Source organism: Stenotrophomonas sp. STEN225 (genome assembly GCF_056756445.1).
On the sequence record NZ_JBRRBV010000015.1, the window covers coordinates 44,619 to 69,605 of the forward strand.

Sequence of the window (24,987 nt, forward strand, 5' to 3'; positions counted from 1 at the left end):
TGTGATCGATGAATACCGTGATCGATCCCGGGCGCTGGCAGGGCAGCGTCGCCGCCGCACGCGAGCAACAGCTGCGGCTTGCGGCGCGGGTGGAGCGCAGCGACCGGCTGCCGGGTACCGTACGCTGGCTGGCCGGGCTGGACGTCGGCTTCGAGGACGACGGCCGCACCACCCGCGCCGCAGCCGTGCTGCTGGATGCCGCCACCCTGCAACCGGTGGCCCGGGAGATCGCCCGCATTCCCACGGTGATGCCTTACATCCCTGGCCTGCTCAGCTTCCGCGAGCTGCCCGCCCTGCTCGCTGCACTGGCCCTGCTGCCGCGTTCGCCGGACCTGGTCTTCGTCGACGGGCACGGCATCAGCCATCCGCGACGGCTGGGCGTGGCGGCGCACCTGGGCGTCGTCACCGATCTACCGAGCATCGGCGTGGCCAAGTCGAAACTGGTCGGTCGCTTCGTCGAGCCCGCAGACGAGGCTGGCGCGCATACGCCCCTGCTCGATGGCGATGAACAGCTCGGCTGGGTGCTGCGCAGCAAGGTCCGCTGCAGGCCGCTGTTCGTCGCTGGCGGGCACCGCATCAGCGCCGATACCGCACTGCAGTGGGTGCAGCGCACGCTGCGTGGCTATCGCCTGCCGGAGCCGACCCGCCTGGCGGATCGGCTGGCGTCGCGACGGGACGCGTAGCGGCAGATCAGTGGTGCACGTGGCCGCGATGGCCCTGCGCGTCCTCGCCGTGGTCGTGATCGTGCCGCGCATCCGGTGCGGCCGCACTGGGCGGCGCGGGATCTCCGCATGCCTCTCCGCAGTGATCCGCTTCAATCTGCAGGGTCACATGCTCGATGCCGAAGTCATCGTGCAGGCGACCTCCCAGCTCACGGCGCAGCACGTCGGCGTCGGTACCGTCGCGCATCACGACATGCGCGGTCAGCGCCGGCGTGCTCGAGGCCAGTGCCCACACATGCAGGTCATGCACGTCCAGCACCGCGGCATGGCCGGACAGGCTGTCGCGGACCTTCGCCACATCCATGCCCTTGGGCACGCCTTCCAGCAGCACGTTGATCGCCTCGCGCATCAGCACATAGGTGCGTGGCAGCACCCACAGGCCGATCAGCACCGCCAGGATCGGGTCGATCGGCTGCCAGCCGGTCCAACGGATCAGCAGCGCGCCGACGATCACCGCCACCGAGCCGAGCATGTCGGCCCACACTTCCAGGTAGGCACCTTTGACGTTGAGGCTTTCACCGCTGCCGGCCTGCAGCAGGCGCATCGAGATCAGATTGATGACCAGGCCGGCGGCGGCGATCACCAGCATGCCGGTGGAGGCAATCTCCTGCGGTTCGCGGAAGCGGCCGACCGCTTCCCACAGGATGTAGCCGGCCACCACGAACAGCATCGCGCCATTGATCATCGCGCCAAGGGCTTCCAGCCGCGCATAGCCATAGGTGCGGCGCGCGTCCGGCGGACGCCGGCTCAAGCGCACCGCGACCAGCGCGATCATCAGTGCGAGCGCGTCGGTGGCCATGTGGGCCGCATCGGACAGCAGCGCCAGGCTGTTGGTCCAGAACGCGCCGACGACTTCGACGACAAGGAAGGTAGAAGTCAGCCCCAACGCCCACCACAACGGCTTCTCGTGGCGGATCTGGGACGGCAGGTGATCGTGGTCGTGGCCCATGCAACAGCTCCTGTGCGATGCGGTCAGGCTACGGCGTGGCTGCGGGGGAGACTATTACGATGTTTATAACATTGCAGCTGTGCGGCGCCGGTCGCGCCGGGCGTGGCCCGGCGCTCGCCGATTGCACCGGGCCATGCCTGTCAGGCACCGCGCGCGCTCAGAAGCCGAAACGCAGGCTGGCCCAGTATGCGCGGCCCGGTTCGTTGTAGGTCGCCGCACCGGCGTCGCTGCTGTTGGCTTCGCGGAACAGGCGCTTGTCGGCCAGGTTGTTCACGCCGAAACCGAAGCTGACCGTCCCGGTAACCCTGTAGCGCGCGCTCACGCCCCAGATGTTGTATGCCCCCCGATCCTGCAGCACCACCGACGGATCGCAGCTTCCGGTGCAGCGAGGATCGTTGTTGATGTTGGTGGTGGCCGGCTCCTGCCTGCCGTAGAAGGTGCCGGTGAGCAGCAGCGACAGCTTTTCGGTGGCCTGCCAGTCCAGCATCGTGTTGACCGTGTACCGCGGTATCACCGACAGCGGCTGGCCGGTGCTCTTGTTCTCGTTCTCCACCATGTAGGTGAAGTTGCTGCTCCACTTCAGCCGGTCGCCCTGCTCGCCCAGCAGCGGCACCACCAGGTTGCCCTCCAGGCCCTGCACGATGGCCTTCGGTGCATTTTCCCAGCGGAAGATCCGGCCACGGGTATCGGCGGTGAGGCCGACCTGGGTATACCCGGCCTCGATCTTGTCCTTGTAGTCGTTGTGGAAGTAGGTCAACGAGGCCTGCCAGCCACTCTGCGGAGCCCATTCCACGCCCAGTTCCTTGTTCAGGCTGGTCTCGGCGTCCAGCTCCGCGTTGCCCTGCAGGTAGCAGCCCGCGCCCAGGCTCGGCAGTGCGTTGGGACAGCCGTTGCCACGGGTGTAGTACAGGTAGTCCGGATTGGACTGGTAGAGGTTGGGAGCCTTGAACGCGCGTGCGATGCCGCCCTTCACCACCCAGTCGCCATTGATGCGGAACTGCGCATTGAGGCTGGGGCTGGCGTTGTTGCCGAACTGGCTGTGGTGGTCGAAGCGCAGGCCCGGCGTCACGATCCAGCGTTCACCCAGGTAGATGTTGTCTTCGACGAAGACCGCCGTGGTCTGCGCATCGGACTTGCCGCGCGCGCGATCGGCCGACAGGCCCGGCAGGCCACCGCCACTGCTGCCGGACTGGCTCATCGAATACGGATCGGTCAAGCGGCTGTCGAGATGCTCGAAGCCCAGCGTCCAGACATTCTCCGCCGCGCCGATCGTGGTCGGGAAACTGACCTCGCCGTCGAGCTGGTAATTGCGCAGGCGGGAGGTGGACCAGTCGGTGCCGTTGAAGCTGCCCTCGGGGCCACCGGCCAGGCCTTCGTTGATGCGCGAATTGTTGACCGCTTCCACCGCAGCAGTAACGCGCGAGGTCACATCGCCCCAGCGGCCACGATGGGTGATCGCCCCGGTGGTGCGGTACATGCGGTTGGTCTCTGCCTCGCTCTCGGCCAGCGCCGCCAGATCGACCGGCGTGGAGGTACCGGTGTTGCTCACGGCACGGTCGCCCGCATAGATGTTGCCCTGGCGGCTGGTGCCGGCTTCGAATTCCACCACCTGGCCGGCGTTGATGTCCCAGCGCAGCAGCGCGTTGACATCGCGGTTCTTGACGCCCTCGCGGCCTGCGGGAGGTACGGTGCCCGGCGCGGTGGCGAACGCGCGATTGAGTTCGAGCGAATCGGCGTCGGTCCTGTTGAGGTTGCCATACAGGCGGAAGGACAACGCATCGGTCATCGGGCCGCTCAACTGCAGGCCCACGCGCTCACTGCCACCTTCGGCGCTGTGCTCGGGTACCAGTCCGTACAGATCGACCGCTCCGGTCAGATCGCCCGTCGGGCGCTTGGTGATGATGTTGACCACGCCGCCGGAGGCGCCGGATCCATAGCGCGCCGCTGCCGGACCACGCAGCACTTCGATGCGCTCGATCATCTCCGCCGGCACCCAGTTGGTGTCGCCACGGGTATTGCGCTCACCACTGCGGCCCATGCGCACGGCGTCGCGGGCGCCGACGCGTTTGCCGTCCACCAGGATCAGCGTGTTCTCCGGCCCCATGCCGCGCAGGTCGATCTGGCGGTTGTTGCCGTACTGGCCAGACGCACTGTTGCCGGTGAGATTGACGCCGGGCATGGTCCGCAGCAGCTCGGCGATGTCGTTGGCAGGAGGACGGCGCGCGATGTCCTCGGCGGTGATTGTCGATGTACCCAGTGCTTGGCGCGCGATCTGCGAGGCGGTGACGTGTACCGTATCGATATCAGTCGCGTCGGTCTGCGCATGGGCACCCAGGGCACTGCCCGCAAGCAGGGCAGCAACGGCAAGCGCCAACGGGCGCGGCGGCGGAACAAGGACGGCAGACATCTTCAACACCTTCTGGCAGGGCAACGGGACCTCTGGCAAAGGGCTTGAGGCGGCGACGGGGGGAGTGGGAGCGGCGCCGCACATCTTCCGCAGGCCGGTCCATGCGCGCATTCTCCCATCAATGCGATTGATTCTCAAATGCGTCAACTCAGTGCAAGCGCTTCGCAAATGTGCATGGGGCCAAGTACGCTCATTCGCCGTACCCCTGCTGATGGGTACTACGCAGGGGGCCGGTGGCCGCCGGGGTGACGCGCTGCCGGTGCAGCGGCATGCAACGCCCACCATGCCAGCGCCGTCACCGCGATGCCTGCACCGAGTGCACAGACCCTGGTCCAGCCGTGGTGCGCCTGCATCCACGTACCGGCCGCAGCACCGACGCCGCTGCCGACCGCGTAGAACAGCATGTACAGCGCCACCAGGCGACCGTGCTGTTCGGCAGGCGCGCGCAGCAGCAACGCCTGGTTGGACACATGCAGTGCCTGTCCTCCCAGATCGAGCACCACCACGCCCAGCAGCAGCCATGCCAGGGCGTGCGGCAGACCCAGCAGGGGCCACCACGCAAGCAGCATCAGCAGCAGCGCCCCCAGGCTCACCCGCAGGCAGAAACCCCGATCCATCCAGTGCCCCACCCGTGCAGCCAGCAGCGCACCGACCATGCCGGCCAGACCGAGCGCGCCGATGGCCGCGGTCGACCAGTTCATCGGTGATGCCGACAGGGGCAGCGGTACGGCCGCCCAGAACACGTTGAGGCCGGCGAACAGCAGCAGCGCCAGAGGGCCACGCTCGCGCAGCGTGCGATCACTGCGCAGCATCGTCATCATCGAGCCGAGCAGGGCGCGCCAGGCCGGCGGCTGCGAGGGAACCGGCACGGCAGGCAGGCGTCGCCACAGCAGCATCGCCAACGCCGCCATCATCACTGCTGACAGCAGGTACACCGCGCGCCAGCCGGCCAGGGCCGCCACCGCGCCGGATACCACACGCGCAGCCAGCAGGCCGATGAACACCCCGCCCTGCACCATGCCAACCACGCGCCCCCGCTGCCCCGACGGTGCCAGCGTGGCTGCATAGGCGATGAGTCCCTGGGTGAGCGCCGTCCCGAGCAGGCCCGCCAGCAGCATGCCCCCCAGCAGCCAGGCGGTACTGCGTGCTGCCGCCAGTCCCAGCAGCACCATCACCAGTGCCAGCAGCTGCACGCGCAGCAGGCGGCGACGATCGCCGCGGTCGGCCAGCGGCAGCAGGCCGAGCAGGGCCAGCACGCTGCCGGCCTGGGTGGCGGCAACCACAGCGCCGGCCGTCGCGCGCTCCATGGCGAAGGCCTGCGCCAGGCGCTCCAGCAGCGGCTGTGCGTAATAGACATTGGCCACACTGGCACCCGCCGCGATGGCCAGCAGGCCCAGCAGGGCGCGCGGAAGGACGGAAGCGGGCATGAACGTGGTTGCATATTGAAACTGGATGCACCCTATCGACAATGGTTTTAAAATGCAACCACATCGTCACGAGCCTTGCCCATGCACGCCGACAGCCCCTGCCCCGTTGCCCGCAGCGCCGATCTGCTCGGTGATCGCTGGGCCCTGCTGATCATCCGCGATGCCTTTGATGGCGTTACCCGCTTCAGTGACTTCCAGCGCAGCCTCGGCGCAGCGCGCAACATCCTCAGCGACCGCCTGCGGCGTCTGGTCGAGGCCGGGCTGCTGCTGCAGCAACCTGCCAGCGATGGCAGCGCCTACCAGCAGTACGTGCTGACGCCAGCCGGACGCGAACTTTTCCCGGTGCTGGTGGCGCTGCGCCAATGGGGCGAACGCCATCGTTTCGCAACGGGTGAAGCGCACTCGCAGCTTGTCGAGCGTGCCAGCGGAGCGCCCCTTCCCTACATGCAGCCGCATGACCACACCGGTACGCCGCTGCTGGCGGAACAGACCGCGGTCCGCAAGGTGGACATGCGCTAGCCCGAGCCTCGCGTGCCGTTCCACCTGAGCGCGATGCGCCGGATCGATGATCCGCCTCCCACGGCAAAGCCTGCGCGCCGCCCACGCATGCAGCGTGTAGCAATGCCAGCGTAGGATCACGGGCGGGCCCTGCGGCCCGCCCTTCCGTTGCTGCCTAGGACTCCGCCCATGCTCCGCCGTGCCCTGCCCCGATCCGCGTCCGTGCTTCTGCCCCTGCTCCTGCTGTGGGGCGTGCCAGGCGCGCAGGGCCGCGAAGTCGCCGCGCCTGCCGCCCACGTCGAGGCCGATGGCCCCTACGTGTTCCGCAACGGCGATCAGCTGCAGGCCAAATGGATCTGCGCTGACGCTGTGCAGACCCGCTCGCTGGGCACCGCCACGGGAGCTGCCGATGTCGCGCCCCTGTGCGGCTACCCGCACAGCGTGCACGTGCTGCCACCGGTCGCGCCTTCGGTGTCGGAGCTGCCTGCGGTACCGCGCATCGTCGCCCTGTCCGACATCCACGGCCAGTACGACCTGCTGGTACGACTGCTGCGCGCCCACCATGTGATCGATGCGCAGGACCGCTGGGCCCTCGGCCAGGACACCCTGGTGGTCGCTGGCGACGTGTTCGATCGCGGCCCGCAGGTCACCGAAGCGTTCTGGCTGTTGTATGGCCTGCAGCAGCAGGCGGCGGCCGCCGGCGGTGCGGTGCACTTCGTGCTCGGCAACCACGAGACCATGGTTCTGTACGACGACCTGCGCTATGTCAATCCGAAGTACCTGCGCAGCGCGCAGCTGCTCGGGCGCAGCTATCCGCAGCTGTACGGCGCTGATTCGGTGATCGGGCAATGGCTGCGGACGCGGCCGGTGCTGCTGAAGATCGGCGACACCCTGTTCCTGCATGGCGGCATCTCGCCCGAAGCGGTGGAACTGGCACTGCACCCGGCACGCACCAACGCCGCCTACCAGGCCTCGCTGGGATTGCCCAAGGCCGAAGTGAAGGCCGACCCCGCAACTGCACCGCTGTACGACGGCAAGACCAGCCCCATCTGGTACCGCGGCTACTTCGATGGGCGTCTCGATGCACGGGGCGTGCAGGACGTGCTCGACACGCTGCAGCTCAAGCGCATCGTGGTCGGCCACACGTCGATGCCGCATGTCAGCACGTTCCATGGTGATCGCGTGATCGCCATCGACAGCAGCATCAAGAACGGCGAGAACGGCGAGCTGCTGTTCATCGAGGATGGCCGGCTCAGCCGCGGTCTGCTGGACGGCTCACGGGTGCCGCTGGTCCAGGGGCAACCCGGCCTGCAGGACTGACCACGAAAGTGGCGGCACCCTGCCGGCGTACACTGCCGGCTCACCCCTGCGAGCCACCATGATGCGCCAGACCGTCATCCCGCAGCTGCGCATGCGCCACGCCGATGCCAGCCTGCCCTTCTACGTGCAGGGCCTGGGCTTCGTCGTCGACTGGGAGCATCGGTTCGAGCCGGGGTTTCCGTTGTTCGCCCAGCTCACCCGCGACGGCCAGACGCTGTTCCTCACCGAGCACAGCGGCGACTGCGAAGTGGGCGGCGCGGTCTACTTCATCGTCGAGGATGTCGACGCGCTGCACCGCGCCTTCAGTGCCGCGGGGGTACCGATCGAACAGCCGCCGCATGACACCGAGTGGGGCAGCCGCGAAATGCTGCTGCTCGATCCGGACCACAACCGCCTGCGCTTCGCCACCGCAACGGACTGAGTCCTCGCAGGCTTGAGAGGGATATACGAAACATATACGATACGTATATTCCTCTTACCTGGATCCGCCCATGGGCATCGTCAACATCGATGACACCCTGCACGACCAGCTGCGCCGTGCCTGCACCGTCTCCAGCCGCTCGATCAACGCCCAGGCCAGTTTCTGGATCCGCGTGGGCATGCTGTGCGAAATGAATCCGACGCTGAGCTTCCAGGACATCGTGGCCAGCGAACTGCGCGCCGCCGGCGTGCAGCCACAGCCGCTGACACCCGCACGGGCCTGACGTGAGCATCATCAAGCGGCCCGACGAGATCGCGCTGATGGCCGAATCCGGCCGCCTGCTGGCACAGGTGTTCGCCGCGCTCGACAGATGGCCGCTGCAGGGTCGCAGCACGATGGAGATCAACGACTTCGTCGAACGGATGATCGTCGACGAGCTGCAGGCGCGGCCTGCCAGCAAGGGCCAGTATGGCTTTCCGTACGTGCTCAACACCTCCATCGACAACGTGGTCTGCCACGGGGAGCCCAGTACCGCAGACGTGCTGCGTGAGGGCCAGATCGTGAATCTCGACATCACCCTGGAAAAGAACGGCTACATCGCCGATTCCAGCACCACCTACCCGGTCGGCGCGGTCACCCCTTCCGCACGGCGGCTGGTGCGGACCGCCTACGAAGCGATGTGGAAAGGCATCGCCGTGGTACGGCCCGGCGCGCGCCTGGGCGACATCGGCCACGCCATCGCCCGCTACGCACGCCGCCACGGCTACAGCGTAGTAAAGGAATACTGCGGCCATGGCATCGGCCGGGAGATGCACGAAGAACCGCAGATCCTGCATTACGGCCATCCCAACACCGGCAGGGTGCTGGAAGAAGGCATGGTGTTCACCATCGAACCGATGCTCAACCAGGGCAGGCCGGCGATCCGCCAGCGCGCGGGCGAATGGCCGGTCTATACCCGCGACGGCACGCTGTCGGCACAGTTCGAGCACACCGTGGCCGTGACCCGCACGGGCGTGCGGGTGCTGACGCTGCGCCCCGACGAGACGCCGTTGTGCGCGGTGGACGCGGCCTAGAGCGGACGCAACAGCAACAGGGTGGCGAGGCAGAACATGAAGATCGCCACGCCGGCATCCAGCACCCTCCACGCGCTCGACCTGCGGAACACCGGCTGCAGCAGGCGCGCGCCATAGCCCAGCGTGCAGAACCAGGCCACGCTGGCCACGCAGGCACCGGTGGCGAACGCCCAGCGCAGATCGCCCGGATAGCGCGTGGACAGGCTGCCCAGCAGCACCACGGTATCCAGGTAGACGTGCGGGTTGAGCAGGGTGAAGGCCAGGCAGGTCAGGAGTACCTCGCGCCCGCTGCCGCCCTGCGCCTCGGCGGCGGCCAGCGCACTGCCACCACGCCACGCGCGTAGTCCCGCCTGCAGGCCATACCACAGCAGGAACGCCGCACCACCAAAGCGCAGCACCTGCAGCAGCAGCGGCCACTGCAGCACCAGCGCGCCCATGCCACCGATACCGGCCAGTATCAGCACGATGTCCGCGCCGGCGCAGGCCAGCACCACCTTTCCCACATGACGCTGCTGCAGGCCCTGCCGCAGTACGAAGGCGTTCTGTGCACCGATGGCGATGATCAGGCCGGCACCTGCGAACAGGCCGGCGGCGGCAGCGGCGATCCACATGGGGACAGGCCTGGCAGGGAGGGGACGCGCAGAGTGCGGCCGCCGCCCCTGTTTAGACAATCTGATTTTTCTTTATCCTGTGCAGAGAAACTGAAGAGGCACCGGCATGGATCTGCTACATCCACAACTGGCTGCGTTTGCTGCGGTGCTGGAGGAAGGCAGCTTCGACGCTGCAGCCCGACGCCTGTCGATCAGCCCGTCGGCGCTGTCGCAACGGATCAAGGCACTGGAGGACCGGCTCGGCCAGGTACTGGTGGTACGTCAGGCACCGTGCCGACCCACCGCCACAGGTGAAGCGCTGCTGCGCAGGGTGCGACCGATGCAGACGCTGGAGGCCGAGGCGCTGGCCGAACTGCTGCCCGAACGCGGCAGCGATGCCCCGCGCACACCGATCCCGTTGGCGGTCAACGACGACTCGCTCGATACCTGGTTCGTGCCGGCCATCGCCGAGCTGCACCAGCGCCATGGCTATCTGTTCGACCTGCGCATGGATGATCAGGACCACACCCTGCAGTTGCTGCGAGATGGCAGCGTGCTCGGCGCGGTCACCGCCGAAAGCCAGCCGGTGAAGGGCTGCAACGTGCATCCGCTCGGCGCCATGCGTTACCACGCCATCGCCTCGCCCGGCTTCGCCCGCCGGCACTTCAGCGAGGGCATGCAGGCTGCGGCGCTGGCACGTGCGCCGATGCTGGTGTTCAACCGCAAAGATGAACTGCAGTGGCGCTTCGTGCGGCGGCTGACCCGTGCGCGGCTGCAGCCACCGCTGCATTATCTGCCCTCCTCGACCGGCTTCGTCGAAGCCGCCGCGTGCGGACTGGGCTGGGGCATGGCCCCGGAAACCCTGGTGGGGCCTGCCGTGCATGCCGGCCGCGTGGTGGTACTGGAACCCCGCCGCTGGCTCGACGTGCCCTTGTACTGGCAGCACGCGGCCGTGCGCTCAAGCACGCTGCAGCACATCACCCAGGCATTGCGCACCGCGGCCAGCGGCTCCCTGCGCTGAGACCCACACGACGACCGCAGACCCCGGCTTCACGCGCAGACCACTAACGTTTGCTCACTTCTTAACTACAGGAACGGCATGCGTGTGAGCCGCCCACGGACAAGGATGCGCAGCGCGATGGGCGTCGCCGGCATGGCCTTTGCGGCCTGCTTGCCCTTTGCCACGTCAGCGCAGGCCATCACCGATACACCGGCATTGGACTGGGAACAGGCGCGGCAGCGGTTGGAACAGGTTTCCGACGCGCTGGCCGCGGCCGACGCCGCCGTCCGCAACAAGCAGGATCTGCAGGAGGCCACGCGCCTTCTGCGCCTGCCGGAGATCACCGGCGAGGTCCGCCGCCTGCAGTTCCAGAAGACCCTGACCCTGCCACTGGGCTCGCTGGCACCGGTGGCCGAGGCCTTTGGCATCGATTCCCCCCTGTCGTTCACCGAACGCGACTGGCGCACCCGCCCGATCGTCACCGCTGTGCTGCCGCTGTACACCGGTGGCGTCATTCCTGCCGCACAGCGTGCCGCCAGCGCAGCCCACGAGCAGGCCAGCGCGGAACGCGAAGCACAGCGGCAGTCGTTGACCGTGCAGCTGGCCCAGGCCTACTTCGGCCAGCGCCTGGCCGAGCAGGCGGTGGACGTGCGCCGTGACGTCCGTGATGGCCTGGAACGCCACCTGGCCGATGCGCTGAAGCTGGAGCGCGAAGGCTTCGCCACCCGCGCGCAGCGACTGCAGGCCACCGTGGCGCGCGACAAGGCAGAGCGCGAGTACCAGAAGACCGTCAACGACCTGGCCACGTTGAAGGCCGCGCTGGCCACCCTGCTGCGCAGTGGCGGCGAGGTGCAGCCGGTATCCCCCCTGTTCGTGCAGCGCGTGCCGCTGGAGCCGGCCGCCAGCTTCGAGCGCATCGCGCAGGCACGGCAACCCCAGATCGCACGGCTGCGGGCCATGGTGGCGCAGGCCGAACAGGGCGTGCGCGTACAACAGGCCAAGCTCAAGCCGCAGATATTCGCCTTTGGCCAGTACGACTTCCGTCGCCGCGACGAGATGCTGACCGATCCGGACTGGGCGTTCGGCATCGGCCTGAAGTACACCTTCCTGTCGCCGAACTCGCGACCGGCGCAGATCAGCGCGGCACGTGCGCAGCAGGAGCAGGCGGAAGCCGGACTGCGCGAAGCCGAGAACCAGGTCGCGCTCGGCGTGCGCAAGGCGTGGAACGAGCTGGAAACGGCACGCCAGCAGTTCGTGCTGCTCGACAGCAGCATCGCCCAGGCACAGGAGAACCTGCGCCTGCAGGAGCTGGCATTCCGCGAGGGGCAGTCCACGTCGCTGGACGTCATCGATGCGCGGCTGGGTCTGGGAGGCGCTCGCGTGGAGCGTGCACAGGCCGCCTACCAGTACGATGTCGCGCTGGCACAGCTGCTGGAGATCAGTGGGCAGATGGACCGCTTCGAGGAATTCCGGCGTCGCGCAGATGAGGTGATCGACCATGAGTGACGTATTGCAGGATGAAGCGACACCACCAGGCAAGCGCCGGCTTGGCCGGATCCTGCTCGTGGTGCTGCTGGTAGTGGTGGCGCTGGGCCTGTGGTTCGCCTGGCGCAGCCCGGCCGACCAGATCCAGGGCATGGCCGACGCGGACACGATCAACGTCGCCGCGAAGATCACCGCCCGTGTCGCCGAGCTGAAGGTTCGCGAAGGCGACCGCGTGCAGGCCGGTCAGGTCGTGTTCCTGCTCGACAGCCCCGAAGTGACGGCGAAGGAACAGCAGGCACGCGGCGCTCTGGCCGCTGCGCAGGCGGTGGCCGACAAGGCTGCCGAAGGTGCGCGCAGTGAGGACATCCGTGCTGCCGAAGCCAATTGGAAGCGTGCCGAAGCCGGAGCAACGCTGGCCGAAGCCACCTACCGCCGCGTGCAGAACCTGTTCAACGAAGGGGTGATGACCCGGCAGAAGCGCGACGAAGCACTCGCCCAGTCCACCAGTTCGCGCGAGCTGGCCCGTGCCGCCCGTGCGCAGTACGACATGGCACTGGCCGGTGCGCGGGAACAGGACAAGCGTGCCGCGCAGGGCCAGGTACAGCAGGCGCAGGGCGCCGTGGCCGAAGTGGATGCGGCCCGCGTCGAAGTGGAGGGCCGTGCACCGGTGGCCGGCGAGATCAACAAGCGCATGGCCGATCCCGGCGAGCTGGTACCCGCCGGCTATCCGGTATTCACCCTGGTCGACATCGATCGCATGTGGGTATCGATGAACCTGCGCGAATCACAGATGCAGGGCCTGAAGGTCGGCAGCACGCTGCGTGGCAGCGTGCCGGCCCTCGGTGAGGACAGCGAGTTCAAGGTCTACTTCATCAACCCGGCCGGCGACTATGCCACCTGGCGTACCACCCGGCAGTCGTCCGGCTACGATGTCCGCAGCTTCGAGGTGCGGGTGCGCCCGGTACGCCGCATCGAGGGCTTCCGCCCCGGCATGAGCGTGCTGTTCGCATGGCCCCAGCACTGAGCCCTGGTGGCAACGGCTTTGCTGCTGCCTGGCAGCGCGAGCTGCGGGGTCTTGGTGGCAACCGTGCCGACCTGGCGCTGGTCACGGTGCTGCCGCTGCTGATGCTGGTACTGATGGCCTGGATGTTCACGCCATCGGTCATGCGCGATGTACCCATCGCCGTGGTCGACCTCGATCACAGCAGCGACAGCCGGCAATTGCTGCGCATGCTCGATGCCAGCCCGGGGGTCCGCGTCGCCCGCCAGCCCGCCGACATGGACACCGCGCGCTCGCAGCTGCGCAGCCTGGAGGTGTTCGCAGTGGTGCTGGTGCCGCGCGACGTGACCCGTCAGGCCCTGCGCGGCCGCCAGGGCACGGTGTTCGCCTATTACAACGCCACCTACATGACCACCGGACAATCGGCCGCGCGCGATATCGCCGATGCGGTGTCGGCCTGGAATGCACGCATGCTGCGCGAGCGCATCGGCCTGCAGGTGGGGCCCGCAAAGCTGCGCGCCGCCCCGATCGCCGTGCAGTCCGACATCCTCTACAACCCGGCACGCAGTTATGAGCTGTTCCTGCTGCCGCTGATCTTCCCGGCCGTCCTGTCGCTGGTGCTGGCACTGGCCGTGGCCGGAAGCGTGGGCCGGGAAATCCGCGATGGCACGCTGCCGGCCTGGCTCGGTGACACCCCGTGGGCCTCGATCGCCGGCAAGCTCGCGCCCTACGTACTGTTGTTCGCGTTGTACGGCGCGCTGGGCGTCGGCTACCTCGCATGGCTGCGCGGGGACGGCATCGCCGGCAGTCTGCTCCTGCTGCTGGCTGCGCAGCCGGCGTTCTACCTGGCCACGGCCGCATATGCGCTGTTCTTCGTCGGCCTTGCCCGTGACATGGGTACCGCGCTGTCGGTGGTCGGCCTGACCATCGGCACCGCGCTGGCCTTCTCCAGTGCCACCTTCCCGGTACTGGATGGCCCGCTGTTCACCCGCATCTGGCACCAGCTGCTGCCACTCAGTGCGTACATCAAGGTGCAGACCGAGCAGCAGTTCGTCGGCGCACCGCTGTCCGTCTCGCTGTGGCCATTGGCCACGCTGGTGTTGATGTCGGTGGTGGCCGGCGGCATCGGCAGCCTGCGGTTGATCGCTTTCGGCCGCACCCCGGAGGCCGCGCGACCGGCCGGAGCCGACGCATGAGCACGGTCTGGCGCAGCCTGCGGCAGACCCTGCTGGCGGTGCTCGGCGACCGCTATGCCATCGTGGTGATGGTCGGTGCGGTCATCCTGTACTCGTTCTTCTATCCCGCCGCGTACCGCCACCAGGTGGCCGGCAATCTGCCGGTGCTGGTGGTCGACCAGGATCACAGTGCCACCAGCCGCGAACTGCTGCGCATCCTCGATGGCCTGCGCGTGGCGCGCGTGGTTGGCCAGCCGGCGGATCTGGACAGCGCGCGCCGGCAGCTGGAAGCGGGGCATGCCGAAGGCATCGTGCTCATCCCCGCGAACCTGGAGCGCGACATCCTGCGTGGCCAGCCAGCCAAGCTGGTCCTGCTGGGCAATGGCGCCTACCTGGGACGCGCCAGCTGGGTGCTGGGCAGCATCGCCGATGCGCTGGGCACATTCGGCCGCGACGCCGCCGTGACCCAGGCCGCGTTCATGGGCGCGCCGCAGGCAGCGCCGGTCACGCTCGTGCAGCGGCCCCTGTACAACACGCAGGAAGGCTATGGCAGCGCCATCGTACCCGGCGTGGCCGAACTGATCGTGCACCAGACACTGCTGATGGGCATCGGCGTACTGCTTGGAGGGCGGCGTCTGGTACTGGGCCGCCGGCTGCACTTCGATCTGCCGACCCTGGCAGGCATGGCGATGGGCTTCGGCCTGATCGGGCTGTTCGGCCTGTTCTACTACGCCGGCTTCACCGCCTGGGTACAGGACTACCCGCGCGGCGGAAATCCGCTGGGCCAGCTGCTGGGCGGCACGCTGTTCATTGCCGCCACCGTGGCCTTCGGGCTGTTCATCGGCAGCTTCTTCCGCACCCGCGAACGCGCCTTCCAGTACATCATCGCCACCTCCATTCCTCTGTTCTTCCTCGCCAACCTCTCCTGGCCGGCGGTGATGACGCCCCGCCCGCTGGTGTGGCTGGCGCAGCTGCTGCCGACCACCTCCGGCATCAATCTGATGGTGCGGTTGAACCAGATGGACGCACGCCTGGACGAAGTCAGCCGTGAACTTGCCACGCTCGCGGCGCTGCTGGTGATCTACGGCGGTCTTGCCATCTGGCGGCTGCATGGCAGGCCGTCGGGCGGGGTGCGCCCCTGAGCACAGACAAACGCCGGCACGGAGCCGGCGTTCGTTGCATCACTACGTGGAAGGGGAAAACGGCGATCAGCGGTAGACGCGCTCGCAGCGACGTTCCACCACCCGATCGCCGGTCTTCTGCTGGTGGTTGCCCTGGATCTGTCGTCCGGCGGCGCCGCCGGCGACTGCACCGGCGACGGTGGCGAGCTTCTTGCCATTGCCGCCGCCCACCTGGTTGCCCAGCAGGCCGCCCACCACCGCACCTGTGGCCGTACCGGCAATGCGGTTCGGATCGCGCGAGTTGCGCTGGACTTCAACGTTCCTGCATTCCACACGGCTGCCGTCGTTGAACTTGCGGCCTTCATCGCGGGGCCCGTAGGTCTGCGCACCCGCCATCGACGATGCCGCCATCAGGGTGCCCAGCACGAGCAGTCGGGTCGAGGTCTTCATGGCCAGCTCCTGTCTTCCGGGATGGGTCCAGTCTCCGCCTGCCGCTGGCAACTACGAGTGAAATCGGTGTCATCAGGACTTCATCGGCCATGCGTCGTTCATGAAGAGAACCGCGGCCATGGAACGATCCAGCGCCTGGCAGAGGCTCCCGTTTGGTCGCCGCGAAGGGAATCGGCCCCCTGCATCGGTGCGCCGACCCGCGCGGCCCCTCCCGGGGGCAGCGCGCATGCGGCTATGATCAACCGACAAAGGGCGCAGGCATCTGGACGTGGATGTGCAGGAATCAGAAAGCTTGAGGGTAGCGGTATTGGAGGACGAGCCTGCCCTGCGCGAGCGCATCATCCTGCCAGGCCTGGCGCGCTATGGATTCCTGGCGACCGGCTACGCCAGCGTCGCCGCCTTCCGCGCCGGAATGGAGAGACAGCCCGCCGACCTGCTCGTGCTCGACGTGAGCCTGCCTGACGGCGATGGCTTCAGCCTGGCGCGCGAAATGCGCCAACGACAACCGGGCCTCGGCGTCATCATGCTGACCAGCCTTGCCGATGTGAGTGATCGTATCCGCGGCCTGACCGAAGGTGCCGACGTGTATTTTTCCAAGCCGATCGAGATCGATCTGCTGGCGGCGGCACTGCACAGCCTGGCACGACGGATCGCCACGCCGGCAACAGCGAACCGGTCACTGCCCGGCTGGAGGATGAGTGAGGACCAATGGGGCCTGATCGCGCCCGACGGCACCTCGGCCGCGCTCACCCGCAGCGAGCGCAGCCTGTGCGCGGAACTGTTCCAGCACGCCGGAGCGCTGGTGTCACGCGAGCAGCTGATCCTGGCCATTGCAGATGATTCAGACGATTTCGATGCGCACCGGCTCGACGCCATGGTCTACCGGCTGCGCGTGAAGGCACGCAAGCGCTGTGGCATGGAACTGCCTCTTACGGTGGTTCATGGCCGGGGATACATGCTGAATCCTGCCGGGCGCACGGCAGGCTGATCAGGAACGTCGTTCCTTCGCCACAGATGCTCTCGACGCCGATGCCACCGCCGGCCTCTGTCACCAGCTCGTTCACGACCGCCAGCCCCAGTCCCGTGCCCGAATCCGCCGGCTTGGTGCTGAAGAAGGGTTCGAAGATCCGGGCCGCCACCTCGGCGCGCATGCCGCTGCCATTGTCACGCAGGTGGATCCGGACGCGATCTCCATCGCGGTCGATGTCGATCTCGAACCGCCCGTGATCGCTGAGCGCATCGCGGGCGTTGGACGCGATGTTCAACAGCATCAGCTCGAACTGGCTGCGGTCCATCCGCACCGGCGCCGCTTCACCATCGCTGCGCACGGACAGTACGATCCCCGGCCCAAGCAACTGGCGCAGCATCGACTCAAGTTCCCGGACCGCCTGCGCGGCATCAAACACGACGGCCTGCTCGCCATCACGACGGCTGAAACGGAGCAGCCGCCGGCTGATGGCCATGCCACGCCGCGCGGTCTCCTCCACGTCTGACAGGTGGCCTTCAAGCTGCACCAGACGCTGCCGGCTGCCTTCGCCGTCGTCTTCATGCCGCTGGTTGGCGAAGCCGACGATCACCGCAAAGATGTTGTTGAAATCATGCGCCATGCCGCTGGCCATGCGTTCGGTGATCTCCTTCTTCTGCGCATGGATCAGCTGGGCATGGGTGCGCTCGCGTTCGCGCATCTCTTCGGCAAGTTGCCGCCCGCGCTCGTTCGACTCGCGCAGGCTTTCGCGCAGAGCCTGGGTCGTCCGGTCGATCAGCAGTGTGACCAGCAGGTAGGTGAACAGCAGTGGGGGCAGGTTGTAGAACGCACGCGCGGGAGCATCGGCGAAGACGCTCATCGCATCGCGTCCTGCACCCAGCACCACGCTGCCCACCAGGACCGCCAGCGTGGTCCACAGCGCGCCGCGACCAAGCACCAGACCACTCAGCACGAGCACCAGCATCTGGGCGAGCTGGTCGGGCATCTGCCGTTGCAGGCCGTTCACGCCCAGATTGATCGTGGTGACCAGCAGCATGGCACCGATCAACAGCTTGACCGCCGCAGCGAACGCACCACGCCGCGTCAGTGCCAGTCCGATCCATGCGGCGGCGCCGATGGACAGGCTCATCGCCAACGAGGCATGCGTCGACCAGTGCACCTCGCTCGAGACCAGTTGGGACCAGGCCACGATCACCGCGAAGGCCAGGGTCGCCGGGATGGTCACCCCCAGGAACAGGAGCAGCAGCTGGATGACGCGCGCGTTGCGGCGGTCCACCGGGTCTTCGATCGGCGCCCGGTCCAGCCAGCGCAGGAATGAACGGAGCATGGGCGGCGTGAAGAGATGGCGAGAAACCGATCATATTTCTGTCAGGAGTTGCAGTCGACATGCCCCCTCGGTGGGCCTACGTTCATGTTGTCGGCGGGCGCCTACGCCACTGCCGTGACACGACGACTACACCGCCCCACTCGTCGACCCCCTGCGGGCAGCCACGACGAAGGGCCTGCACTCCAGATCGAGGATCAGAGCAATGAACCGGATTTACCGTATCGTGTGGAACGCCGCGCTGGGCCGGCAGGTGGTTGTGTCCGAAATCGCGTGCAGCCGGACGCGGTCCGGGCGCCGCCGTCAGGTCGCGGCGCTGCTGGCCACCGGCTCGCTGCTGGTGTCCTGCTCCGCCCTGGCCAGCGGGATCGTTACGGCGCTGGGCGTCGAGCAGGTGTCCGCGCCGGAGCAGATCGTGTACGCCGCCGATGTCGAGGCTGATCCAGTGCCCTACCTCGCCGCCACCGGCAGCGAGGACAGCAATGCCGGCGCCTACGCCGACGGCGACAACGCGCTGGCCGCAGGCGAGGCGAGCGCCGCGGTCGGGGAAGGCACGACCGCGCTTGGCGCCGGCAGCGTGGCCTACGCCAACCGCGCCACCGCGGTGGGCAATGAAGCGCTGGCCATCGCCGACTCGAGCACCGCGATCGGCGGCATGCTGGACATCGACTACCAGTCGCAGAACCCGTATGGCGTAGTGCTGTTCCAGCAGACCGCCGCCACTGGCGTGGCGTCCACGGCGCTGGGCGCCGGCGCGCAGGCCGAAGGTGACTTTGCCACTGCCGGGGGCGCCGGCGCCCTGGGCAGCGGCAAATCCAGCGTGGCGATCGGCGGCATTGCCGACGATCTGGAGGACCAGATCGGGGAAGGTTTTGCCGGCCAGCTGCTGCAGAACACGCAGGCCACCGGTCGCCTTTCCGTGGCCGTCGGCGGCGGCGCGCAGTCCACCGCCTATGCAGCCATCTCCCTGGGCGGGCTGGCCAGTGCCAGCGCTATCCGCTCCACCGCGATCGGCTACCGCGCGGTGGCCAGCGCATATGACGCCATGGCCGTCGGTGACCGGGCCCAGGCTCTGGGCGAGTTCTCCAATGCGTTCGGTTCGGGCGCACTGGCCCTGTACGACCTGACCGTGGCCGTGGGCAGCAATGCCCGGGCGGGCGCGCTCAACACCACGGCCCTGGGCGCCAACGCGCTGGCCCTGATCGAGGGCGCCACCGCAGTCGGTTATGGCGCCTGGGCCGCCGGCAAAGGCAGCGTGGTGGTCGGTGACGGCATGACCTGGAATGGCGATTTCTGGGGGGATACACCGCGGCTGTTCACCAACAGCGTGGCGATCGGCACGGATTCGGACGTGTGGGGCAGCGAGTCGGTGGCGATCGGCGGCGGCGCAACCGTGGGCGACCCGTCGTTCGTCGACGGCGTGACCCACCCCGTCGACCGCGCGGTGGCGCTCGGTGCAGGCTCTTACGCCGATCGTGACAACACCATCTCGGTGGGACGCGCAGGCAGCGAACGCCAGATCGTCAACGTGGCGGCCGGTACGGCGGCAACCGATGCGGTCAACAAGGCACAGCTGGATGCGGTGTCGGGTGCGCTCGGCAATTTCGCCGACAGTTTCGCAGCCATCGATGTGCAGATCGGCAGGCTGACCACCCGACTGGATGACATCGAGGCGGACGTCGGTGCAGGTCATGGCCGCAACGATCAGGTCGCCGTGGGAGGCGATTCCGCAGCCCAGGCGGGCGAAGGGACCAACGCCGTGGCAGTGGGATCCGGGGCGACCGCCAACGCGGACAACAGCGTGGCGCTGGGCGCCGGCGCCTACGCCCATGGACCCAACGACACGGCGTTGGGCGGCAACGCGCGGGTCAATGCCGACGGCAGCACGGCCGTCGGTGCCAACAGCCGCATCAGTGCCCAGGCCAGCAACGCCGTGGCCCTGGGTGAGTCGGCCTCCGTCAGCAGCGCTTCCGGCACCGCACTCGGCCAAGGTGCCAGCGTCACCGCCGACAACGCCGTCGCATTGGGGCGCGGCTCGGTCGCCGATCGCGCCGACACGGTGTCGGTCGGTGCCAGCGGTGCGGAGCGCCAGATCACCCATGTGGCCGCCGGTACCCAGGCGACCGATGCGGCGAACGTGGGCCAGGTCAATGCCGGTGTCAACGCGGCGAAATCCTATACCGATGCACGGTTCACCGCATTGAACGATTCCTTCGAAACCTATCGTACGGACGTGGACCGCCGCCTCAGCTCGGTTGATCGCCGCCTGGACCGCCAGGGCGCGATGAGCGCGGCGATGCTGAACATGGCGACCAACGCCGCAGGCACCCGCAGCGAACGCGGGCGCATCGCGGTCGGTGCGGGCTTCCAGAGCGGCGAGCAGGCGCTGTCGGTGGGCTATGCACGGAAGATCGGGGAACGCGGCTCCTTCAGTCTGGGCGGGGCCTTCAGTGGTGGCGAATCCTCCGCAGGCGTGGGCTTCGGCATCGACCTGTGACAGAGCGACACCGACCACTCCCGCTCCGACGCACTTCACCCTTTTCCTGGAGACCCACCATGTCCATCCACACCTCACTGGCCGCTGCAATCGCTTCGGTGTTGATCACCACCAGCGCCGCCCATGCCGCACCACGCCTGGATACCAGCAAGGTGATCAAGCGCAACGTGGCTGCCGCCACATCGACCGCCCAGCCGTCGGTCGGCCAGCGCTTCATCGTCAAGACCACCGGCACCACCACCCAGTCACGCAGCCTGTTGACGCAGTCGCTCGCCAGCTCGGCGCAGCGTTCAGGCATCACCACGGCGGCTGCGGCGACGGCACGCGCAGCCGCCCGTCCGGCCGCCAGGGCCAGTGTCCTGCGCAACATGGCCGTACCTGGCTGGTACGTGGTGCAGACCTCACGCCGGCTCAACTCCGCCGAGACGGCAGCCTTCGTCCGCGAGCTGGCGGCCGAACCCGGCGTGACGTCGGTCGAAGTGGACCGGCTCTACCAGGCGCTCGACACCGGGCGCGGCATGGTGCAGCCGAAACTGATCCCGAATGATCCTCAATATGCCCAGCTGCAGTGGAACTTCCACGATCAGACCGGTGGAGTACGCGCCGACCAGGCCTGGGACATCTCCACCGGCGCAGGCGTCGTGGTGGCGGTGATCGACACCGGCGTCGTGGAAAACACGCCCGACCTGAAGGACAACGTGCTGCCGGGCTATGACATGATCTCCGACCGCTTGATCTCCCGTCGCGACACCGACGCCCGCGTCGCCGGTGGCTGGGACCAGGGCGACTGGATGGAAGCCAATTACTGCACGGCGCTGGGCGCGCCTCCGCACGCCGCCCGCGACAGCTCCTGGCACGGCACCCACGTCTCCGGTACCGTCGCGCAGCAGACCAACAACGGTGTCGGTCTGGCCGGTCTGGCCCACAACGCCAGGATTCTGCCGGTGCGTGTGCTGGGTTCGTGTGGCGGGTACGGCAGCGACATTGCCGATGGCATGTTGTGGGCGGTCGGTGCGACCGTTGCCGGCCTGCCGGTCAATGCCAATCCGGCAGAAGTGCTCAACATGAGCCTGGGCAGCAATGGGCCCGACGCCTGCCCGCAGATCTACCAGGACGCCATCGACGAAGTGAACCGACGCGGTGCGATGGTGGTGGTGGCAGCCGGCAACTCCAACGCCGATGCCGGCACCTACACGATGTCCTCCTGCAAGGATGTGATCAGCGTCGGCGCCACGCGTGTCACCGGCGGCAAGGCCAGCTACTCCAGCTGGGGCAACCGGGTGGATCTGTCCGCGCCAGGTGGCGGTGGAGGTGTTGATGGAGACCCGAACGGCTACATCTTCCAGATCGTCAACACGGGCACCACCCGCCCCACGACCGAGTTCGGCATCGGGGGATATACCGGCACCTCGATGGCATCGCCCCATGTGGCCGCGGCGGCAGCGCTGGTCCAGAGCGTGGCCACCACGCCGCTGCGCTGGGATCAGATGCGGGACCTGCTGAAGTCCACTGCGCGTCCTTTCCCGGCCAGCATTCCCACCAGCACACCGATGGGCGCGGGAATCCTCGACGCCAATGCACTGGTAACCGCCGCGACCACCGAACCCTGCGATCCCACCGTCGAGAGCTGCACCCCGCCGAATGTGGAACTGAGCAATGCAGTCGAACTGCGCGGGCTGTCAAGCACCTCCGCAGAGCGGACCTACAGTTTCACCGCCCGGGCCGGCACACCGTTGACCATCATGACGCTGGGCGGCAAAGGCGACGTATCGCTGTATGTAGCGGCGCAGCGCGTCCCCAGTGCCTCCGATTACGATGCGAAATCAACCCGACCGACCAATTCGGAGTCGGTGCGGATCGGCTCGCCCTCGGCGGTCACCTACATGATCCGCCTCACGGGAACATATTCCGGGTTGACCCTGGTAGCCCGGCAGTAAACCTCAAGGGCGGCGCCACTCCGCGCCGCCCTCGATGCCCGGGGTCCTTCGATGGAAAGCCTGCCCAGGAAACTCTCCTTGACTGATCGGCGCACGTTGCCGTCCCTCATCGGGGCGGTGACACGCCCCCTGCGGCCGCATGCGTTGTCCAGCCGCCACGGGACCTCCAGCGGGCTGCTGGACAGACATACCTTCACGATCGACTACACCACACGATCATCCCGGTTACCGGGCCGATCGCCCGTCGCCGTCCTCGTCGATGTCCTTGACCTGCCGAATGCCGAGCCCTGTCAGGCCTTCGGCATGGCCTCGCTGGAGACGCGGGTCAGGCAGGACGCAGCACGCATCGAGGCCGCCCTGGACGGCCAGGCGGACGTCCACCATATGGGCGGCAGCCGTTTCGCCTTCATCGTGGAGCTGCCCGCCCGTGACGCCGTCGAGCGCCTGGTGGAAGCGCTGCACCTGCGCCTGACGCAGCCCAGGGAGGGTGCAGCGCAGCCCCTCCGGCCTCTCGTCCACGTCGGCCTCTGCCAGGCCGAAACCGGCAAGGACAGCGCCGACGACATCATCCGCGGGATGTTCGTGGGACTTCACTGGGCAGTGTCCAGCCAGGTCACCTACTGCTGGTACTCCGCCCCGCGCGATGAAAGTCTGCGGCGCGAGTATCACCTGCTTGCCGGCGCCCGCGACGGCCTGCGCCACGACGAATTCCATCTGCTCTACCAGCCTCGTTTCCGCGGGTCTGATCTCAGTGCGGTGTCAGCGGAGGCGCTGATCCGCTGGGATCATCCTCGGCTTGGCCCGGTCAGCCCTGCCGAATTCATCCCGGTATTCGAACGTAACGCACTGATGGAGAAGGTCACGGAGTGGGTCGTCGACCGAGCGCTGGAGCAGCTGTCATGCTGGAGACGCGACGGCATCACGCTGGGCCTGTCGATCAATCTGTCTGCACGGAATGTGGCCCGTGCCGGCATGGCCGATGCGCTGGTCGCCAGGATCCATGCCGAGGGGCTGCGCTGCAGCGACCTCGAGATCGAGATCACCGAAGGAGAATGGTTGAGGGTGAACTCCGTGCCCGGCGAGCAGCTCAGGCGGATGGCATCGGCGGGAATCCGCCTGGCATTGGACGACTTCGGCAGCGGCTACAGCAACTTCGCATACCTGACCGAACTGCCGATCCACACGCTGAAGCTGGACAAATCGCTGATTGATGGAATCTCGACCGACACGCGGGCCCGCCTGAAAGTCCGTGCCATCATCGGCCTGGCCCATGATCTGGGCTACACCGCCGTCGCTGAGGGGGCTGAAACCGCCGACCAGGTCACCACGCTGCGGGAGCTCGGATGCGACCAGATCCAGGGCTTTGCATTGTGCAGGCCCATCAGTGCGACCGAACTGACCGATAGACTCACTGTTGCACCCCACCTGCTCGAATGAGCCAGGCCTGCACCCGCGGATGGACTGCGCGGCGTGCGTTTGATCCCTTCATGGAAGCCGCCGAGAATCCCGGGGCAGTTGCCTGCTCCTGATCCATCCGAGAAGTCTGCCAGTGGCCAACACAGGTTCCTTTCTGCTTCGCCTTGTTCAGGGAGACCTGACCACTGAAGGAGCGCTGACACGCCTGCACGCCGTGCAAGCAACATGCCGTGCATGCAACCACACCTCGATGCTGAAGGCGGGCGCAGGCCTGACCGATCTGCGCGGCGCAGGGATCCTGGTCTGCCCCTGCTGCCACAACCGGCAGGCGGTCAGCCGCATGCGCTTCGAGGAGTTCGTCAAGCGGTTGCCCCGCGCGGATGCCATCGACCACAGTGCCCTCGCGCTTGCCGCCGCTCCCGCGCACCACGCGTCACCGCAGCCGTTCCTGGAACTGGTGGTTGTTCGTGCCGGTGCGGCGCTGTTCGGGATCGATGTTGAATCGGCGGTGGAAATACGTGGTCCGGAGGCTCTGACCCGGGGTACGGACGGCCTGTCCAGCGTGTCCGTACGCGGGCAGACGGTGCCCGTCGTGGATCTTGGCCTTGTCACGGGCGGCACCCGCTGCGGTGCCCGCTGCCCGGCGATGCTGCTGGTGCAGGCCGGCGTCCAGCTTGTCGCCCTGGCGCTTGACCAGGTGCTCACCATCGAGAGTGTCCCGCTCGGCCACGTCCACCCCATCAGCAACGATGGGCAGGGATTGCCGCTCTGCAGCCACCGGGTCTGCCTGGCATCCAACCAGGAGGTTGCCCTCATTGATCCGAGTGTCGCTCTCACTCTCCAGCGGCGGCTCGCAGGTTCGCGGACCGATGCCGCGATCTTCCCCGGGAGGTCCGATGAACACTGAGACGCGGGATGCCTTGCTGCGCCTCCAGGGGGCCATGAACCGGATGCATGTCCGTGTGGCGGCACTGGAAGCGGCCACCGTTCTTCTGCTCCGCACGAACGCAGGCAATCTGGACGCGGCCGATGAATTCGAACGCAGCATCCGCCACTACCTCAGCGGCATGGACCTGCACCGGGAACACGTTTTTGCATTCGAGCAGATCGTCGAGCCTTGGCTCGGCATCCTGCGGGATCCGCTGGCCGGCATTCGCTCCCCTCCACCATCGGCCTGAACCGAAGGAGTG

Annotated in this window: 23 protein-coding genes; 17 read left to right on the plus strand and 6 right to left on the minus strand. The window is 67.6% G+C overall.

The window, feature by feature from the left end; all coding sequences use genetic code 11:
* Nucleotides 1–8 precede the first annotated feature (8 nt).
* Complete coding sequence (gene nfi, locus ACVOJ1_RS14570; RefSeq protein WP_065174657.1) at nt 9–683, plus strand: deoxyribonuclease V; 675 nt, start codon at nt 9–11, stop codon at nt 681–683.
* A 7-nt stretch (nt 684–690) separates the two neighbouring features.
* Here nfi and ACVOJ1_RS14575 read toward each other — a convergent pair whose 3' ends face one another.
* The 3 genes from ACVOJ1_RS14575 to ACVOJ1_RS14585 all read right to left on the minus strand — a co-directional run bounded on the left by ACVOJ1_RS14575 (nt 691) and on the right by ACVOJ1_RS14585 (nt 5,505).
* Nucleotides 691–1,671 (minus strand): cation diffusion facilitator family transporter, encoded by a 981-nt coding sequence (locus tag ACVOJ1_RS14575; RefSeq protein ID WP_053517376.1) that lies wholly within the window; start codon nt 1,669–1,671, stop codon nt 691–693.
* Between the two features lie 157 nt (nt 1,672–1,828).
* Nucleotides 1,829–4,078, minus strand: coding sequence for a TonB-dependent siderophore receptor (locus tag ACVOJ1_RS14580; protein ID WP_065174656.1), 2,250 nt, complete (start codon nt 4,076–4,078; stop codon nt 1,829–1,831).
* 218 nt (nt 4,079–4,296) lie between these two features.
* Complete coding sequence (locus tag ACVOJ1_RS14585; RefSeq protein ID WP_053517374.1) at nt 4,297–5,505, minus strand: MFS transporter; 1,209 nt, start codon at nt 5,503–5,505, stop codon at nt 4,297–4,299.
* Nucleotides 5,506–5,586: 81 nt separating this feature from the next.
* Here ACVOJ1_RS14585 and ACVOJ1_RS14590 point away from each other — a divergent pair, with 81 nt between their 5' ends.
* The 5 genes from ACVOJ1_RS14590 (at nt 5,587) to map (ending at nt 8,817) form a co-directional block, all read left to right on the plus strand.
* Nucleotides 5,587–6,024 (plus strand): winged helix-turn-helix transcriptional regulator, encoded by a 438-nt coding sequence (locus ACVOJ1_RS14590; protein ID WP_053517373.1) that lies wholly within the window; start codon nt 5,587–5,589, stop codon nt 6,022–6,024.
* A gap of 168 nt (nt 6,025–6,192) precedes the next feature.
* Nucleotides 6,193–7,323, plus strand: a complete 1,131-nt coding sequence (locus ACVOJ1_RS14595) for a metallophosphoesterase (protein ID WP_080375256.1) — start codon at nt 6,193–6,195, stop codon at nt 7,321–7,323.
* A 61-nt stretch (nt 7,324–7,384) separates the two neighbouring features.
* Nucleotides 7,385–7,744, plus strand: coding sequence for a bleomycin resistance protein (locus tag ACVOJ1_RS14600; RefSeq protein ID WP_065181379.1), 360 nt, complete (start codon nt 7,385–7,387; stop codon nt 7,742–7,744).
* A 70-nt stretch (nt 7,745–7,814) separates the two neighbouring features.
* Nucleotides 7,815–8,027: a ParD-like family protein gene (locus ACVOJ1_RS14605; protein ID WP_180875697.1), complete on the plus strand. Its 213-nt coding sequence runs from the start codon at nt 7,815–7,817 to the stop codon at nt 8,025–8,027.
* Nucleotides 8,028–8,034: 7 nt separating this feature from the next.
* Entirely contained in the window at nt 8,035–8,817 is a 783-nt protein-coding gene (map, locus tag ACVOJ1_RS14610) for a type I methionyl aminopeptidase (RefSeq protein ID WP_262219305.1), read from the plus strand.
* Here the strand turns inward: map and ACVOJ1_RS14615 are convergent.
* Nucleotides 8,814–9,428: a LysE/ArgO family amino acid transporter gene (locus tag ACVOJ1_RS14615; RefSeq protein ID WP_262219263.1), complete on the minus strand. Its 615-nt coding sequence runs from the start codon at nt 9,426–9,428 to the stop codon at nt 8,814–8,816. The genes map and ACVOJ1_RS14615 overlap by 4 nt on opposite strands.
* Before the next feature lie 106 nt (nt 9,429–9,534).
* Between ACVOJ1_RS14615 and ACVOJ1_RS14620 the strand changes: the two genes are divergently transcribed.
* The 5 genes from ACVOJ1_RS14620 to ACVOJ1_RS14640 all read left to right on the plus strand — a co-directional run bounded on the left by ACVOJ1_RS14620 (nt 9,535) and on the right by ACVOJ1_RS14640 (nt 15,209).
* Nucleotides 9,535–10,428 carry a LysR family transcriptional regulator ArgP gene (locus tag ACVOJ1_RS14620; RefSeq protein WP_262219262.1) on the plus strand — a complete coding sequence of 298 codons (894 nt, stop codon included), beginning with the start codon at nt 9,535–9,537 and terminating at the stop codon, nt 10,426–10,428.
* Nucleotides 10,429–10,506: 78 nt separating this feature from the next.
* On the plus strand, nt 10,507–11,913 hold the full coding sequence (locus tag ACVOJ1_RS14625) for a TolC family protein (RefSeq protein WP_430542967.1): 1,407 nt from the start codon (nt 10,507–10,509) through the stop codon (nt 11,911–11,913).
* Nucleotides 11,906–12,916 (plus strand): HlyD family secretion protein, encoded by a 1,011-nt coding sequence (locus tag ACVOJ1_RS14630; protein WP_346475542.1) that lies wholly within the window; start codon nt 11,906–11,908, stop codon nt 12,914–12,916. The genes ACVOJ1_RS14625 and ACVOJ1_RS14630 overlap by 8 nt, the downstream gene beginning before the upstream one ends.
* Nucleotides 12,901–14,088, plus strand: a complete 1,188-nt coding sequence (locus ACVOJ1_RS14635) for an ABC transporter permease (protein WP_164150758.1) — start codon at nt 12,901–12,903, stop codon at nt 14,086–14,088. The genes ACVOJ1_RS14630 and ACVOJ1_RS14635 overlap by 16 nt, the downstream gene beginning before the upstream one ends.
* Entirely contained in the window at nt 14,085–15,209 is a 1,125-nt protein-coding gene (locus ACVOJ1_RS14640; protein ID WP_111185859.1) for an ABC transporter permease, read from the plus strand. Before ACVOJ1_RS14635 ends, ACVOJ1_RS14640 begins: the two co-directional genes overlap by 4 nt.
* A gap of 66 nt (nt 15,210–15,275) precedes the next feature.
* On the opposite strand, the gene ACVOJ1_RS14645 is transcribed toward ACVOJ1_RS14640, so the two are convergent.
* On the minus strand, nt 15,276–15,638 hold the full coding sequence (locus ACVOJ1_RS14645) for a glycine zipper 2TM domain-containing protein (RefSeq protein WP_081284341.1): 363 nt from the start codon (nt 15,636–15,638) through the stop codon (nt 15,276–15,278).
* 292 nt (nt 15,639–15,930) lie between these two features.
* On the opposite strand from ACVOJ1_RS14645, the gene ACVOJ1_RS14650 reads away from it, so the two are divergent.
* A complete protein-coding gene (locus tag ACVOJ1_RS14650) occupies nt 15,931–16,626 on the plus strand; it encodes a response regulator transcription factor (protein ID WP_227255210.1) in 696 nt (231 codons plus the stop codon).
* On the opposite strand, the gene ACVOJ1_RS14655 is transcribed toward ACVOJ1_RS14650, so the two are convergent.
* Nucleotides 16,568–17,950: a sensor histidine kinase gene (locus tag ACVOJ1_RS14655; protein WP_197571951.1), complete on the minus strand. Its 1,383-nt coding sequence runs from the start codon at nt 17,948–17,950 to the stop codon at nt 16,568–16,570. The two genes, ACVOJ1_RS14650 and ACVOJ1_RS14655, sit on opposite strands and share 59 nt — an antisense overlap.
* 202 nt (nt 17,951–18,152) lie before the next feature.
* Here ACVOJ1_RS14655 and ACVOJ1_RS14660 point away from each other — a divergent pair, with 202 nt between their 5' ends.
* From ACVOJ1_RS14660 to ACVOJ1_RS14680, 5 genes are all read left to right on the plus strand, one after another.
* A complete protein-coding gene (locus ACVOJ1_RS14660) occupies nt 18,153–20,444 on the plus strand; it encodes an ESPR-type extended signal peptide-containing protein (RefSeq protein WP_111185865.1) in 2,292 nt (763 codons plus the stop codon).
* A 59-nt stretch (nt 20,445–20,503) separates the two neighbouring features.
* Nucleotides 20,504–22,381, plus strand: coding sequence for a S8 family peptidase (locus ACVOJ1_RS14665; RefSeq protein WP_164150750.1), 1,878 nt, complete (start codon nt 20,504–20,506; stop codon nt 22,379–22,381).
* A gap of 51 nt (nt 22,382–22,432) precedes the next feature.
* Complete coding sequence (locus ACVOJ1_RS14670; protein ID WP_111185869.1) at nt 22,433–23,818, plus strand: GGDEF domain-containing phosphodiesterase; 1,386 nt, start codon at nt 22,433–22,435, stop codon at nt 23,816–23,818.
* 229 nt (nt 23,819–24,047) lie between these two features.
* Nucleotides 24,048–24,704, plus strand: coding sequence for a chemotaxis protein CheW (locus tag ACVOJ1_RS14675; RefSeq protein ID WP_193395636.1), 657 nt, complete (start codon nt 24,048–24,050; stop codon nt 24,702–24,704).
* Nucleotides 24,694–24,975 carry a hypothetical protein gene (locus ACVOJ1_RS14680; protein WP_146256219.1) on the plus strand — a complete coding sequence of 94 codons (282 nt, stop codon included), beginning with the start codon at nt 24,694–24,696 and terminating at the stop codon, nt 24,973–24,975. The genes ACVOJ1_RS14675 and ACVOJ1_RS14680 overlap by 11 nt, the downstream gene beginning before the upstream one ends.
* The last annotated feature ends 12 nt before the right edge of the window (nt 24,976–24,987 follow it).